At 60.0% G+C, this 14,206-nt stretch carries 12 protein-coding genes; 6 read left to right on the top strand and 6 right to left on the bottom strand.

Annotated features, from left to right (window positions below; translation table 11 throughout):
- Positions 1 to 40: 40 nt before the first annotated feature.
- Positions 41 to 463, bottom strand: coding sequence for a DUF1496 domain-containing protein (locus tag ACZ5C3_RS02210; protein WP_464034927.1), 423 nt, complete (start codon positions 461 to 463; stop codon positions 41 to 43).
- A 146-nt stretch (positions 464 to 609) separates the two neighbouring features.
- Positions 610 to 1,803 carry an ABC transporter substrate-binding protein gene (locus tag ACZ5C3_RS02205; RefSeq protein ID WP_464034925.1) on the bottom strand — a complete coding sequence of 398 codons (1,194 nt, stop codon included), beginning with the start codon at positions 1,801 to 1,803 and terminating at the stop codon, positions 610 to 612.
- 204 nt (positions 1,804 to 2,007) lie between these two features.
- Here ACZ5C3_RS02205 and ACZ5C3_RS02200 point away from each other — a divergent pair, with 204 nt between their 5' ends.
- A complete protein-coding gene (locus ACZ5C3_RS02200) occupies positions 2,008 to 2,970 on the top strand; it encodes a tripartite tricarboxylate transporter substrate binding protein (protein WP_464034923.1) in 963 nt (320 codons plus the stop codon).
- A gap of 9 nt (positions 2,971 to 2,979) precedes the next feature.
- Complete coding sequence (locus ACZ5C3_RS02195; protein ID WP_464034922.1) at positions 2,980 to 3,678, top strand: substrate-binding domain-containing protein; 699 nt, start codon at positions 2,980 to 2,982, stop codon at positions 3,676 to 3,678.
- Here ACZ5C3_RS02195 and ACZ5C3_RS02190 read toward each other — a convergent pair.
- Positions 3,675 to 3,947, bottom strand: a complete 273-nt coding sequence (locus ACZ5C3_RS02190) for a DUF7662 domain-containing protein (protein ID WP_464034920.1) — start codon at positions 3,945 to 3,947, stop codon at positions 3,675 to 3,677. The genes ACZ5C3_RS02195 and ACZ5C3_RS02190 overlap by 4 nt on opposite strands.
- Before the next feature lie 72 nt (positions 3,948 to 4,019).
- Between ACZ5C3_RS02190 and ACZ5C3_RS02185 the strand changes: the two genes are divergently transcribed.
- Positions 4,020 to 4,895 (top strand): SDR family oxidoreductase, encoded by an 876-nt coding sequence (locus tag ACZ5C3_RS02185; RefSeq protein WP_464034918.1) that lies wholly within the window; start codon positions 4,020 to 4,022, stop codon positions 4,893 to 4,895.
- A gap of 25 nt (positions 4,896 to 4,920) precedes the next feature.
- Here the strand turns inward: ACZ5C3_RS02185 and ACZ5C3_RS02180 are convergent, their stop codons facing one another.
- Positions 4,921 to 5,868 carry an SDR family oxidoreductase gene (locus ACZ5C3_RS02180; RefSeq protein WP_464044485.1) on the bottom strand — a complete coding sequence of 316 codons (948 nt, stop codon included), beginning with the start codon at positions 5,866 to 5,868 and terminating at the stop codon, positions 4,921 to 4,923.
- Positions 5,869 to 6,061: 193 nt separating this feature from the next.
- Here ACZ5C3_RS02180 and ACZ5C3_RS02175 point away from each other — a divergent pair, with 193 nt between their 5' ends.
- Both ACZ5C3_RS02175 and ACZ5C3_RS02170 read left to right on the top strand, forming a co-directional pair.
- On the top strand, positions 6,062 to 6,685 hold the full coding sequence (locus ACZ5C3_RS02175) for a class I SAM-dependent methyltransferase (protein ID WP_464034916.1): 624 nt from the start codon (positions 6,062 to 6,064) through the stop codon (positions 6,683 to 6,685).
- 81 nt (positions 6,686 to 6,766) lie between these two features.
- The gene (locus ACZ5C3_RS02170; RefSeq protein ID WP_464034914.1) at positions 6,767 to 7,402 is read left to right on the top strand and encodes a TetR family transcriptional regulator; all 636 of its coding nucleotides are present in this window, start codon (positions 6,767 to 6,769) and stop codon (positions 7,400 to 7,402) included.
- A gap of 7 nt (positions 7,403 to 7,409) precedes the next feature.
- Here the strand turns inward: ACZ5C3_RS02170 and ACZ5C3_RS02165 are convergent, their stop codons facing one another.
- Positions 7,410 to 9,725, bottom strand: a complete 2,316-nt coding sequence (locus tag ACZ5C3_RS02165) for a xanthine dehydrogenase family protein molybdopterin-binding subunit (RefSeq protein WP_464034912.1) — start codon at positions 9,723 to 9,725, stop codon at positions 7,410 to 7,412.
- A 239-nt stretch (positions 9,726 to 9,964) separates the two neighbouring features.
- On the opposite strand from ACZ5C3_RS02165, the gene ACZ5C3_RS02160 reads away from it, so the two are divergent.
- Entirely contained in the window at positions 9,965 to 12,097 is a 2,133-nt protein-coding gene (locus tag ACZ5C3_RS02160; RefSeq protein ID WP_464034911.1) for a molybdopterin-containing oxidoreductase family protein, read from the top strand.
- Positions 12,098 to 12,341: 244 nt separating this feature from the next.
- On the opposite strand, the gene araD is transcribed toward ACZ5C3_RS02160, so the two are convergent.
- The gene (gene araD, locus ACZ5C3_RS02155; protein WP_464034909.1) at positions 12,342 to 14,084 is read right to left on the bottom strand and encodes an L-arabinonate dehydratase; all 1,743 of its coding nucleotides are present in this window, start codon (positions 14,082 to 14,084) and stop codon (positions 12,342 to 12,344) included.
- Positions 14,085 to 14,206: the final 122 nt, after the last annotated feature.

The raw sequence follows: 14,206 nt of genomic DNA, 5'->3' as shown, positions 1-14,206 counted from the left end.
GTTTGCGGCAAACGCGTTGCCGCAAGCTCACGCGAGCAACTTACTCGCAGTAAAGCGGGCCATCATCAAAGCCGAAGCAGAACGGCGGAGATCCCGTCGGCCGCGTGATCTGCCGGCGAATATTGTTCCGCTGCCAGATCGCGCGCTGTTGCGCCTTGGTCAGATGGACAGCGGGGCGAGCGCACTTGTCATGAACGTCCTGATCAGTCGCCACGTTCCAAATCGCTTTGCTGCTATCGGCTGCACACGTCAGCATCAGATTTTTGTTCACGCAGACAAACGCGCCGTCGCTGTAAGTCTTGCTGTTGTAGACGCAGGTGAGAGCGACCGGTGTGGCAGCAGGTTTTTGGTCGGCCGCGGCAGGCCTCTGTTCAGGCGCAGCAGGCTTCGGCTCAGGTAAGGGCTGTGCCATGGCCGGCGCACAGAACGCGACAAAAAGGCAGGAGGCGAGAATATGCTTCATTCGATTTTTTTAGCGCGCCGTTGCCTCATCACAAAGGCAATCAATGCGGAATGCTTAAGAACAATGATTAAAATTTGCGCGGATTGAAACGTTTAGTCGAAAAGAGATCCGCCCCGGCGTACGTTCGCCGGGACGGAATGCTTAACTTACTTGGTCAGTGGGCAACCGCTGTCCTTTGCGGTCGCGAAAGCCTTGTCGCCGGGGACGGTCGAGATCAGCTTATAATAATCCCATGGCTTCTTGGATTCCGACGGCTTCTTGACCTCGAACAGATAGAGGTCATGCACCATGCGGCCATTGGCGAGCACCTTGCCACCCTGCGCGAAATCGTCGTTGACCGGAAGCTCCTTCAGCTTCTTGGCAACCGCATCGCTGTCCTTGGTGCCAGCTTCTTTCACCGCCTTTAGATACGACAGCACGGCCGAATACGTACCGGCCTGAATCATGTTCGGCATGCGGCCGGTGCGCTTGAAGAAACGTTGTCCGAGATCGCGAGTCTTGTCATTCAGATCCCAATAGTAGCCCTCGGTCAGAACGAGACCTTGCGCGGCTTGCAGACCAAGACCATGCACCTCCGCCAGCGTCAGCAGCAGACCAGCGAGCTTCTGACCGCCAGCTACGATGCCAAATTCCGCTGCCTGCTTCACCGAGTTGGTGGTGTCGAGGCCTGCATTCGCAAGGCCAATGACCTTCGCCTTTGAATTCTGTGCCTGCAGCAGGAAGGACGCGAAGTCCGACGAGTTCAGCGGGTGGCGAACCGAACCGAGCACCTTGCCGCCCTTGGACTTGACGATGTTGCCGGTGTCTTCTTCCAGCGAATATCCGAACGCATAGTCCGCGGTCAGGAAGAACCAGGTATCGCCGCCGGCTTCGGTCAGCGCACCGCCGGTGCCGACACCGAGGGCATGAGTATCGAATGCCCAGTGGAAACCATAAGGCGTACAGGCATCACCAGTGATGCGCGACGACGCAGCACCAACAACGATGTCAATTTTCTTTTGCTGTTTCGCGAGTTCCTGAACCGCGAGCGCGACGGACGATGTGGTCAGCTCAGTGACCATATCGACACCGTCGACCTCAAACCACTTGCGCGCAATGCTCACGGCGAGATCAGGCTTGTTCTGGTGATCGGCCGAAACGATCTCGACCTTTTGGCCAAGCACTTCGCCGCCGAAATCCTCGACAGCCATCTTGGCGATCTCGACGGATCCCTTACCGCCGTAGTCAGCGTACACGCCGGACTGATCGTTCAGAATACCGATCTTGACCTGTGCTGCAGCCGGCAATGCCGTCGATACGCAAAATGCCGCAACCGCGGCGGCCAGTATCTTTGATTTCATATGTTCACTCCCAGTAAACTTTTCGTTTGAGGCCGTCCCTTTTATACCGGCGAAGCCCTTACAGTCATTCGACTTTAGCAGCGACTGTTAAAGCCGATGCGACATGCCATCCTAAATTTTGCAGCGCACCCTTGGGCGCCGCATTCGGCAATTCGGCCATTTTTTGCACCTAATGGAACACGGATCACGATCCGCGAGGAAGCGATGAGTCGACTGAAGTTTGCCCTGGCTCTCTGTGCCGTTCTTGTTGCAACGCCGTCGTCGGCACAGGAATTTCCGTCGCGGTTGGTCAAGATCATTGTGCCGTTCGGGGCAGGCGGCCCTGCGGACGTCGCGGCGAGGCTGGTCGGCAAAGTTCTTCAGGAGGACTTCAAGCAGCCCTTCATCGTCGAGAACAGGCCCGGAGCAGGCGCTGTCATTGGAACACTGGAAGCGGCAAAGGCACCAGCTGACGGTTATACGCTGCTGATAATGTCGAATGCCCAGACGGCAAACGAGTCTCTATTGCCGCAACGAAATTATGATTTGATGCGCGACTTCATCCCCGTTGCGCCCATCAACACGTCCGATCTCGTGATGGTGGTCCATCCGGCCGTGCAGGCCAAAACCTTGTCGGAGTTCATCGCCCTCGCCAAGGCAAATCCCGGAAAACTCAACTACGCATCATCCGGACAGGGCACGCCGTATCACATGGCCGGCGAACTCTTTAAGGTCATGACCGGCACCAACATCGTTCACGTTCCTTATCGCGGCAGCGGAGAGGCCCGTAACGACGTCATCGGCGGGCAAATCGAGATGATGATCGACGCCGTCACTACCATGGCGCCGAACATCGCGGCAGGACAGGTGCGTGCGCTCGCGACAACGGGGACAACACGTTCCAGCGTTTTGCCGGATGTACCGACGGTGGCGGAAGCCGGCGTTCCGGGATACGAGGCAACGATCTGGCTCGGCATCATGGCGCCAGCCAGCACGCCGCAGCCAATCGTCGCGCGATTGAACGCTGCGATCAATACCGCTATCAAGCGGCCCGATGTTGTTAAGCTATGGGCCGAGCAGGGCGCCGCGCCGATGTCCATGACGCCGGCCGAGTTCGACAAATTCCTTCGCGGCGACATCGCCAAATGGGCAACCGTCGTCAAAACGATCGACAGCAAAGCACAGTAAAGCATCCCCATGAACACTCTCAGAATTCTCAGCGGCGGCGCCGCTCAAGGTCTTGTCGACTCGCTGTCCCCCAAATTCCGCGAAATGACCGGCTACAACATCGAAGGCGAGTTCGGCGCCGTCGGCACCATGGCCGAAAAATTGCGGACCGGGACACCCGCGGACGTGTTGATCCTGACGACAGCCGTGCTCGACGCCCTCGCCCGTGATAGCTTCATAGCCTCAGGCGCGGCGACGGATGTCGGCTTGGTTGAAACCACCATTGCCGTGCGTGCATCTGACCCGGCAGTTCATGTAGAGACAGCTGATGCACTGCGCGATTCGCTGCGTGCCTGCGATGCCTTCTTCGTCCCGGACACCAAGGCCTCCACTGCCGGACAGCACATCGCAAAAGTATTGAACCAGCTTGGCCTCGCCGATGAAATGAAATCCCGGCTGCGAGAATTTCCCAATGGCGCCACCGCCATGCGCCATCTTGCATCGTCCGATGCAGCACGCCCGATCGGCTGCACGCAGACCACGGAAATCCTCAACACACCCGGATTGACGCTCGTCGGCCCGCTGCCTCCCGGATGCGAATTGGCGACAATGTACGCTGCCACACCCACGGCGCGGACAGCTCACGCTGCAGCGGCAGCCGCGCTGATCAGCCTCCTCACCGCGCCGGAGCAGCACGCGACAAGGCAGCGTGCAGGCTTTAGAAATTAGTGTTTCGGCCTGAACCGGCCCGCCGACAGCTTACGGAAGCGAACGCCTTTGCCGTCGGTGAGGCGTGTGGCTTCATAGCCCCCGTCGCGAATGGCATCGCGCTGTGGCCGCGCGTTTTCAGGGTTGCGCTCCTTTTCCCACCACGACGCCCGCTGCGAGGCACGCGGCAGCGCAAAGCCAAGAATGTCCTCGATCTGATCGAAGGTCAGAATCAGCTCTATCGCAGCCTGCTGCGACAAATATTCGCGAAGCGGATCGTAGTCGCTCACCCAACACCTCAGTTTTGAAATATGATCTGCCGATAGGTACGTTGCACTGGCAATTTTGAACAGGGCTTTTTCGTGAAACTCTTCGTCTTCGGTCTCGGCTATAGCGGCAAATACATTGCCGAGCGGCATATGACGAACGGGCATCGTGCAATTGGAACTGTGCGCTCGCGTGACAAGGCAGACATGCTTGCGAGTTCAGGTCTGCCAACACGGGTTTTCGGCCCAGATGAAAGCGACAGCGAAATCGAGTCCGATCTCGAGACAACCGAGGCATTGCTGATATCGGCACCTCCGGGTGCCGATGGGGACCCGGTTCTGACGGCCTTCGCACAGCATATTGCCGCGGCTCCGAATTTGCGCTGGATCGGCTATCTCTCGACGGTCGGCGTCTATGGTGATCATGATGGCGGGTGGGTCGACGAAGACACGCCCATCACTCCGAGCAATGCGCGGTCACATCATCGTGCGAATGCTGAGCAGGCGTGGCTCGCATTCGGCGCGGCGAACGATCTCGCGGTTCATATCTTCCGGCTCGCCGGCATCTATGGTCCCGGCCAAAGCCAGCTTGTACAGCTCGCCAAGGGAACGGCACGGCGCGTGATCAAACCCGGGCAAATGTTCAATCGCATTCATGTCGAAGACATTGCGCGCGCGGTGGACGCGTCAATGGACCGGCCGCATGCGGGGCGAATCTACAATGTGACCGACAATGAGCCTGCGCCGCCACAGGATGTTGTGACATTTGCCGCAAGTCTCTGCGGCTGCGAGGCGCCGCGTGAAGTCGATATCGAGAATGCCGGCCTCACCGAGATGGGCCGCTCGTTCTACGCCGAGAACAAACGCGTCCGGAATCAGCGCTTGCGCGACGAGCTTGGCGTGACGCTGGCCTATCCGACGTATCGCGAAGGCCTCACGGCGCTCCGGGCGGCGGGAGATGGTCCCGCGTAACCTGACGGCCAGCGTCTTTCAGCAGCTAGGCTGCCTGGGTGCGGGCGAGCGTTACACCGGTCAGCCGCTCGGAGACCTCCCACAGCCTGCTCCAAACCGCCGGATCCAATGCGCCCGAAACGATTTTGGCTTTGCGCGGCGAACCCGTCATCTCATAAAAGCCATCCGGCCCATACATCACGCCACCCCCAGCGTCGGGCGACGTCGCTGCGTAGAGCGTCGGCAAAGCACCTGCTGCTGCCGATTGAGATAAAAAGGGCTCAAGCACCTTGCTCAGTCGCTGAATCATGCTTGGACTTTTGCGGCCCATTTGCGGTCCAGTGCTTTGCAGCCCGGTGATAGCGTATCCCGGATGCGCCGCGTTGCTGATTAAATTCCAGTTCTCGGCGCGCGCACGTCGCTCCAATTCCAGACTGAGCAATAGCGTCGCAAGTTTCGACTGACAGTAAGCTGACCACGGCGTGTATCGTTTCTCGAGCTGCAGATCATCAAAATGGATCCGGCCCGTCCGATGCGCGAGGCTGCTCACCGTCACGACGCGCGGCCTGGACGCCGCGAATATCCGCGGCAACAGGCGCAAGGTCAGCGCAAAGTGGCCGAGGTAGTTCGCACCAAGCTGCATTTCAAAGCCATCGACCGTGACGTGACGCGTGGGTATCGCCATGACGCCGGCGTTGTTGATCAGCAGGTCGATACGGGACATTGTCCGGGAAATTCGATCGGCAAACGCCTCGACAGACTTGAGACTTGCGAGATCCAACGGCTCGAAACTGACATCCGCTGCCGGGTGCTGTGCACGAATCTGCGACAGCATCTCCGCGCCCTTCGCTTCATTGCGTGACGCCAGTACGACGCTCGCTCCCGCGCCAGCCAGAGCCAGTGCAGCTTCATAGCCGATACCACTGGTCGCTCCGGTGACGATCGCAATGCGACCTGCCTGCGTAGGAATCTCCGCGACACCCCAGTTTTGCATGATGCTCTCCTGTTCAATCCGTGATCCGGCACGCTCTCATTGCAGCGCCGCGCAAATAATATATTTGCACTAAGTGCAAAATTGCAATAGGTAAAGAAAAAGATGCTGGCGGCCGTTCACGTCGCCTGCGATCGCAGGCGCGTCGGGTTTCATCCGGTCGCCTCCCTCAAAGCCTCAACGGCCGGAGCCGATCATGACAGCCGCTTCCGAGTGTTCAGACTTCTTCCAGTTCTTCCGCTCCTGGATCTCGGATCCGCTGCGCGTTGCCGCTATTGCTCCCTCCGGAGAATCCTTGGCCCGCGTCATGACACAGGAAATCCTGCCCTCGGACGGTCCGGTTCTTGAACTCGGTGCAGGGACTGGCGTTTTCACCAAAGCACTGCTTGGCCGAGGCATCCGCGAGAGCGACCTCACCCTTGTTGAATACGGGTCGGATTTCATGCGCGTGCTGCAGTTCCGCTTTCCGAGTGCCCGCGTGCTTTGGATGGATGCATCGCAACTCGGCCAGTACGATCTCTTCCCCGATGCACCCGCCGGCGCAGTTGTCAGCGGCCTGCCGCTGCTGTCGATGTCGCCGCGCAAAGTAGTTTCAATTCTCACGGGCGCATTCAGCCACATCCGCGCTGGCGGCGCATTTTATCAGTTCACCTATGGACCACGCTGTCCCGTCTCGCGCCCGATTCTCGACAGGTTGGGTCTCAAGGCAACGCGGATTGGCGGAACAGTGCTCAACCTGCCACCGGCTTCGGTGTATCGAATCACACGGCGACAGCCCATCGAGGTGACGCGCCGCGCCTTGTCTCCATTCGCCGATTGACATCGCGCATCGAAATCCCTTGCCTTCGACGCGCTTCGGTGTGGTATCTGCATCAGATGCACATTTGCAGCCGGTAAGGCGATGCGCGGAACGAAGAAGACAACAACTGCAACGACAGAGGGACTGCGCGAGCGCAAGCGCCGACAAACCCGCGAGCGCATCGCAAGCGCAGCCATGGCGCTGTTTCTCGAACGTGGTTTTGAAGCCACCACGGTGGACGATATCGCCGCCGCCGCGGAGGTATCCAAGCGTGGCTTCTTCGACTACTTCCCAACGAAGGAGGACGTGGTCGCCGCCTGGCAGGACGAATTCTCCAATGCGCTTCTGGCCGCCGTCGCCGCCCGCCCGGCTAAGGAACCCCTGACCAAGGTCGTCGAGGAAGCACTGATCTCCACAATCCTCGATGCCATCAGTCCGCAGTCGCTCGCGATCGGCAAATTGATTAAGGGCACGCCGGCCTTACGCGCACGCGATCATCTCAAATACGCCAAGCTCGAACAGAAGCTGTACGACGCACTGGCCGCGCGCACGAAAGGCAAGCCGGATCAGCTCCGGTTACGGCTCCTCGCCATGGTGACCATCGGTACCCTGCGGGTCGCGGGCGAGGTCTGGAATACAGAGCAGCTCGGCAAGATGTCAGCAACCGAGATCAGAAAAATCTCGAAGCTGCTCTGGGAGCAGCTTCAAGAATTTGGATTGGAACGAGCTGAAAGCTAAGTCGGCGTTACTGCGCGCTGCGAACTGCCTCCCAGATCTTCATCGGTGTCAGCGGCGTCTGCAGCGTTTTGACACCAAGCTCGCTCAATGCGTCGATGACCGCGTTGGTGACGCAGGGCGGACCACCGATCGCCCCAGACTCGCCGCAGCCCTTGGCTCCCAGCGGGTTGGTCTTGCATGGTGCGGCTTCATCGAGCGTGACGGCGATTGGCGGAATGTCACTGGCGCGCGGGATGCAATAATCCTGATACGTCGCGGTGATCAGCTGCCCCTCGGCATCGTAGGTCACGCCTTCATACAAGGCCTGACCGATGCCCTGAGCGACACCGCCATGGATCTGTCCCTCGACCAGCATGGGATTGATGGCAATCCCCACGTCGTCAACAGTGGTGTAGCGCACCACTTTGGTGATCCCAGTCTGCGGATCGATCTCGACTTCGCAAATATGCGTTCCGTTTGGCCAGCTTGGCGCATCCACCTCGCCCTGGCTGTCGACGCTGAGCCGCCCACCCTGCTCGTGCTTTGCCAGATCGAACAGACTGACGCGACGATCCGTGCCGACCACGGTCAGCCAGCCATCGCCGTATTCGATGTCACCGATCGAGGTTTCGAGCAGGTTAGACGCCTTCTCCCGGGCCTTTTCGATGAGATCAACCGTGGAGACCGCAACCGCAGTGCCACCGACAAACAGCGAGCGCGAACCGACGCTACCGCCGCCTGTCGCGAGATCGGTGTTGCCTTGAATGACATCGATACGATCGATGGGAATCCCAAGTGCAGTCGCGGCAATCTGCGAGTAGGCCGTCTGCAGGCCTTGTCCCATAGCCTGCGTACCGGAATGCAATACGACGCGACCTTCCGTGGTGGCGTAGAGCGTCACCTTCTCGACGTGCGCACGGCCGCCAGTCCATTCGATATAGCTCGTGAGACCACGGCCGTAGAGCAGCCCTTTCTTCTTCGCGGCTTTCTTGCGCGCAGCGTATCCGTTCCAGTCCGAGAGCTCTGACGCACGTTCGAGCATGTGAGCGAAGGCGCCGCTATCATAGACTTGGCCAACCGCATTCTTGTAGGGAAGCTGTGCTGGCTTGATGTAGTTCACCTTGCGGATCTGGCGCGGATCCATCTTGAGCTGGCGTGCGGCCGCATCCATCAATCGCTCGACAATGAAGACGGCTTCCGGCCGGCCGGCGCCGCGATACGGCCCGGTCGGTGCGGTGTTGGTCAGCACGGCCTTGATGTCGAAGTGGATCAGCGGGAGATCGTAAACGCCCGTAGACACGAACGGACCAAGCACCAGCGGAATGATCAGTCCAGCGCCAGTCAGGTAGGCCCCGGTGCCACCATAGGAGCGGACGCGGAATGCCTGCACGCGACCTTTTTCATCCAAGGCGAATTCACCGACAGACGTGAGATCGCGGCCGTGTGAACCGCCGACGAACTCATCAATACGATCACCGCGCCAGCGAACCTTGCCGCCGAGTTTTGTGGCAGCGTAGGCGACAATGCCGTCCTCCGGATAGAGATTGGTCTTCTGACCGAAGCCGCCACCGATGTCGCCCACCAGCACCTGAATGCTGTCTTTGGGACGCTTCAACACCGCATCGGCGAGAATGTCGCGGGTCGCGGTCGGCGTCTGCGATTGGACGTAGAGCGTCAATCGCCCGGTCTTCTTGTCAACTTCGGCGATCGTGCTGCGCGGCTCCATTGCGGCCGGCACAAGGCGCTGACTCACGATGTCGAGCGACACGACATGCTTGGCCTTGGCGAACGCCGCTTCCGTGGCCTCCGCGTCGCCGTAGCTCATCGCGGCCGCGATGTTATCGGGTGCATCCTTCCACACCACTGGCGCACCGGGCTCGACCGCCGCGAGTGGATCGGCAACGGCTGGAAGCACATCGTAATCGACCATGATGGCTTCCGCGGCCGTCTGGGCGGCACTGCGCGATGTGGCAACCACAGCCGCAACCGGCTCGCCGGCGAATCGCACGGTCTCATGGGCAAGCAGCCGCCGCGGCGGAGCCGCCAAGGGCGTGCCATCGGGCCGTTTGAAAATCGGCAAGGTCGGCAGCGAACCGATATTGTCCGCGATCAGATCGGCGCCGGTGAACACCGCTTTGACGCCGGGAAGCTCTGCTGCGGCCTTGGAATCGATCGACTTGATGCTCGCATGAGCATGGGGCGAGCGCAGGACATACAGCCAGAGCGCACCGTCTTCCGCCTTGTCGTCGATGAAATGCCCCTTACCCGTGAGAAGTCTTTGGTCTTCGAGACGCTTCACGGATTGGCCCGCGCCGAAACGCATGTTGCCGGGCAGAATATTCATCGACAATTCCTCAATTGGCTTCACAGGGGCTCATGCGGACGGCAACTCCCCACAATTTCAAGACAGAGATAGTCCCCAGAGCGGGAACAGCATAGTCCCGCGCCGGGTGGGCTTCGCATAGCACATCTGCATCCCCTGCGTTGAGTCGGATGGAATGATTTTTTGCAGCTAAATCATGCAGAAACACGCCATTTATCGCTGCTTTGCATGTCCCGGAACATCTGATTAAGTTCGATGCCATGAATGAGATGTTCCGTCCCAAAGCCCGTAGCGCCGCGGTAAAGCCCATTCGCACCGCGGCCACAGCCTGCCCGCACGACTGTCCCTCGACCTGCGCGCTTGAGGTGGACGTCCTCGACGAACGCACCATCGGCCGTGTTCGCGGTGCGGCGGACAATGGCTACACGGCAGGCGTGATTTGCGCCAAGGTCGCGCGCTATGCCGAGCGCGTTCATCATCCTGATCGCCTGATGCGGCCATTGCGGCGGACCGGCGCAAAGGGTTCGGGCACCTTCGAGCCGATTGCATGGGATGATGCCCTCGATATCGTCGCGGAAGCGTTCATCAAAGCCGAACAGCGCCATGGATCGGAGGCGATCTGGCCCTACCAATATGCGGGGACGATGGGTCTCGTGATGCGAGACGGCATCCATCGCCTGCGTCACGTGAAGAAATATTCCGGCTTTCATTCGACCATCTGCGTCAACCCCGCATGGACAGGCTTCATCGCTGGCACTGGCCGCCTAGCCGGCCCCGATCCGCGCGAGATGGCGAAGTCAGATTGCGTCGTGATCTGGGGGACCAACGCCGTCAATACCCAGGTCAACGTGATGACCCATGCGGTTCGTGCTCGCAAAGAACGCGGCGCGAAGATCGTCGCAATCGACGTCTACATGAACGGCACCATGCTACAGGCCGATCTGCCGATCCTGGTTCGGCCGGGCACCGATGGCGCGCTCGCCTGCGCGGTGATGCATTGCCTGTTTCGCGACGGCAAAGCGGATCGTGACTTCCTCGCGGAACATACCGATGCGCCACTTGAACTCGAAGAGCATCTGCGCACGCGCGGACCAGAATGGGCCTCACAAATTACGGGCTGCCCGGTAGAGACCATCGAGGAATTCGCCCAGCTCGTCGGCGATACCAAGCGAACATACTTCAGGCTTGGCTATGGATTCTCGCGCTCACGCAACGGCGCCCCCAACATGCACGCAGCGAGTTGCATTGCAGCCGTCTCCGGTGCATGGCGCTACGAAGGCGGCGGCGCGTTTCACAACAACGGCGCGATCTATCGCTGGAACAGAACTTTGATCGAAGGGCTCGACGCTCTCGATCCCTCGATCCGCGCACTCGACCAATCGCGGATCGGAGCTGTCTTGTGCGGGGAAGCAGAGGCACTGCGGAACGGCCCGCCGGTCACCGCGATGCTGATCCAGAACACAAATCCCATATCGGTCGCGCCAAACCAGACTCTCGTCAAACAAGGATTCGCACGGGAAGACCTGTTCGTCTGCGTCCACGAACAATTCATGACCGAGACCGCGAAGGTTGCCGACCTCGTCCTGCCTGCCACTATGTTCCTGGAGCATGATGACGTCTACCAAGGCGGCGGACACCAATACATTCTCGCCGGACCGAAGCTGATCGAAGCGCCTGGAGAATGCCGCTCCAATCACGATGTTATCGTCGGACTCGCAAAGCGTCTGAGTGCGGAGCATCGCGGATTCGATATGAGTCCGCACGAAATCATTGATTGGACCCTGCAGCACTCCGGCTATGGCGATTGGGAAAGTCTGAAACGTAACCGCTGGGCCGACTGCCAGCCGGACTTCGACACCGCGCATTACACCAAGGGCTTTGCATGGCCCGGCGGCAAATTCCGCTTCAAGCCGGAATGGCCCACGGTGCCGTTCCGCAGTCCCTGGCATTCCGGCCCGATCAACGACATGCCGGTGCTGCCGGACCACTGGCGGGTGATCGAAGAAGCCGACGACGAACACGGCTTCCGGCTGGCGACCTCGCCAGCACGCAGCTTTCTCAATTCGACTTTCACCGAGACGCCCACTGCGCTCGGCCGCGAGCAGAAGCCAACGGTGATGATCCATCCGGATGACGCGGCGGCGCTGTCGATCACCGACGGCGATAAGGTGATCCTCGGCAACACGCGCGGCGAGGTGCGCCTGCACGCCAAGCTGTTCGAAGGTGTCCGGCGTGGCGTTTTGATCGCCGAGTCGATCTGGCCGAATGCGGCCTACGAAGACGGACGCGGCATCAATACGTTGACCGGCGCCGATCCGATCGCGCCCTATGGCGGCGCGGCAGTTCACGACAACCGGGTCTGGATCAAACCGTCAGAGCCTATCCGGCTTTGATAGCATCAAAGCCTGGCTCTAATCTTTTGTTTTATCGCGTTTTCTTCACGCGAACGAGTGGAGCGGATTTGACCTTCGCACCATGCTTGCCGCAAATTCGCGATGCGAAGGTCAAATCCTCAGCTCCACTCCAATTATGTATCTGCTCGTGGTCCTTTGATTTGAACGTTCGCAACGGTGCTTGCTGAGACGGGATGCGAACGTTCAAATCGGGCCACTAGGATCCACTTCGCTCGAAAACGCTCTAGTAAATTGACGGTTCGTCCACTGGTCCGCCGAAGCTGCTTTCAAGGAAATCGAAGTCGCAGCCTTCGTTGGCCTGCCGGATGTGGCGCGTGAACATCCAGCCATAACCGCGTTCATAGTGCGGTTCCGGCGCTTTCCATTCCGCGCGACGCTTCGCCAGCTCTTCTTCCGACACATCCAGATTGATGGTCCGCGCTGCGACGTCGAGCGTGATCTGGTCACCATTGCGCACCAACGCCAGCGGCCCGCCGATGTAAGATTCCGGCGCGACATGCAGAATGCATGCGCCATAACTGGTGCCGCTCATGCGCGCGTCCGACAGCCGCACCATATCCCGCACGCCCTGTTTCACCAGCTTGGTCGGGATCGGCAGCATGCCCCATTCCGGCATGCCGGGGCCGCCCTGTGGACCGGCGTTGCGCAGGATCAGAACATGATCCGCCGTGACGTCGAGATCCTCGCGATCGATCGCAGCCTTCATCGACGGGTAATCGTCAAACACCAGCGCCGGGCCGGAGTGCTTCAGGAAGCGAGGCTCGCAGGCGCTGGGTTTGATCACGCAGCCATCGGGCGCGAGATTTCCACGCAACACCGCCAGCGCACCTTCGGCATAAATCGGATTGTCGACCGTGCGAATGACATCCTCATTATAGACTTCAGCGCCGGCAATGTTTTCGCCAAGGGTTTTTCCGGTAACAGTCATTGCATCGAGATGCAGGTGATCGCGAATACGTTCCATCAGTGCGGGCAACCCACCGGCGTAGAAGAAGTCCTCCATCAAGTAGGCGTCGCCGCTCGGACGGACATTCGCGATCACCGGCACCTTGCGGCTTGCCCGCTCGAAATCATCGAGACCGATATCCTGCCCGGCGCGTCGCGCCTGCGCGATGACATGAATGATGGCGTTGGTCGAACAGCCCATTGCCATCGCCACCGTGATCGCATTCTCGAACGCCTTGCGCGTCTGAATCTTCTGCGGCGTCAGATCTTCCCACACCATGTCCACGATGCGACGGCCGCATTCGGAGCTCATGCGGATATGGCCTGCGTCCGCAGCCGGGATCGATGAGGCTCCCGGCAACGACATTCCAATGGCCTCGGCAATCGCCGTCATCGTGCTGGCCGTTCCCATGGTCATGCAGGTGCCATAACTGCGCGCGATGCCGGCCTCGACGTTCACCCATTCCTCGGCGGTGATTTTCCCCGCGCGGCGCTCGTCCCAGTATTTCCAGGCATCGGAGCCTGAGCCGAGAGTCTTGCCCTTCCAGTTGCCGCGTAACATCGGTCCGGCGGGCAAGTAGATCGTCGGCAATCCCACGCTGGTCGCGCCCAGCAACAGCGCGGGCGTGGTCTTGTCACACCCGCCCATCAGCACAACACCGTCAACCGGATGGCCGCGCAGCAATTCCTCGGCGTCCATCGCCAGAAGATTGCGATAGAGCATCGTTGTTGGCTTGAGCAGAGATTCCGACAGCGACAGCGCGGGCAGTTCAATCGGGAAGCCGCCAGCCTGCAACACGCCGCGTTTAACGTCGTCGACACGGGTCTTGAAATGCATGTGGCATGGCTGAGCGTCCGACCACGTGTTCAGGATCGCAATCACCGGGCGCCCGACCCACTCCTCAGGGGCGTAGCCCATCTGCATAGCGCGGGATCGATGCCCGAATGATCTGAGATCGTCCGGCGCAAACCAGCGGGCGCTCCGAAGCGATTTGGCATCTTTTCTTGTTGTGGTCGACATTGCTGCACCTACCGGAAGCGTGACTTTGCTCGCCTCATAGCACACGCCGACAAGCGCGGTCACGCGGCGCATAGGGCGCGGTGAGCAGAGGGCCGCGGCAGATTTCAGCCAGTGACAGGCAT

The organism is Afipia dichlorophenoxyacetatis, assembly GCF_055386385.1.
The sequence above is the reverse complement of the archived record's forward strand: the minus strand, read 5'-3'. Positions and strand labels throughout refer to the sequence as shown.

What these genes read in the sequence shown, in the direction of transcription:
- ACZ5C3_RS02160 (WP_464034911.1), top strand. Translation starts at nt 9,965, where the DNA reads ATGAATGAGATGTTCCGTCCCAAAGCCCGTAGCGCCGCGGTAAAGCCC.
- ACZ5C3_RS02175 (WP_464034916.1), top strand. Translation starts at nt 6,062, where the DNA reads ATGACAGCCGCTTCCGAGTGTTCAGACTTCTTCCAGTTCTTCCGCTCC.
- ACZ5C3_RS02205 (WP_464034925.1), bottom strand. Translation starts at nt 1,803, where the DNA reads ATGAAATCAAAGATACTGGCCGCCGCGGTTGCGGCATTTTGCGTATCG.
- ACZ5C3_RS02180 (WP_464044485.1), bottom strand. Translation starts at nt 5,868, where the DNA reads ATGCAAAACTGGGGTGTCGCGGAGATTCCTACGCAGGCAGGTCGCATT.
- ACZ5C3_RS02210 (WP_464034927.1), bottom strand. Translation starts at nt 463, where the DNA reads ATGAAGCATATTCTCGCCTCCTGCCTTTTTGTCGCGTTCTGTGCGCCG.
- ACZ5C3_RS02165 (WP_464034912.1), bottom strand. Translation starts at nt 9,725, where the DNA reads ATGAATATTCTGCCCGGCAACATGCGTTTCGGCGCGGGCCAATCCGTG.
- ACZ5C3_RS02195 (WP_464034922.1), top strand. Translation starts at nt 2,980, where the DNA reads ATGAACACTCTCAGAATTCTCAGCGGCGGCGCCGCTCAAGGTCTTGTC.
- ACZ5C3_RS02170 (WP_464034914.1), top strand. Translation starts at nt 6,767, where the DNA reads ATGCGCGGAACGAAGAAGACAACAACTGCAACGACAGAGGGACTGCGC.
- ACZ5C3_RS02200 (WP_464034923.1), top strand. Translation starts at nt 2,008, where the DNA reads ATGAGTCGACTGAAGTTTGCCCTGGCTCTCTGTGCCGTTCTTGTTGCA.
- araD (WP_464034909.1), bottom strand. Translation starts at nt 14,084, where the DNA reads ATGTCGACCACAACAAGAAAAGATGCCAAATCGCTTCGGAGCGCCCGC.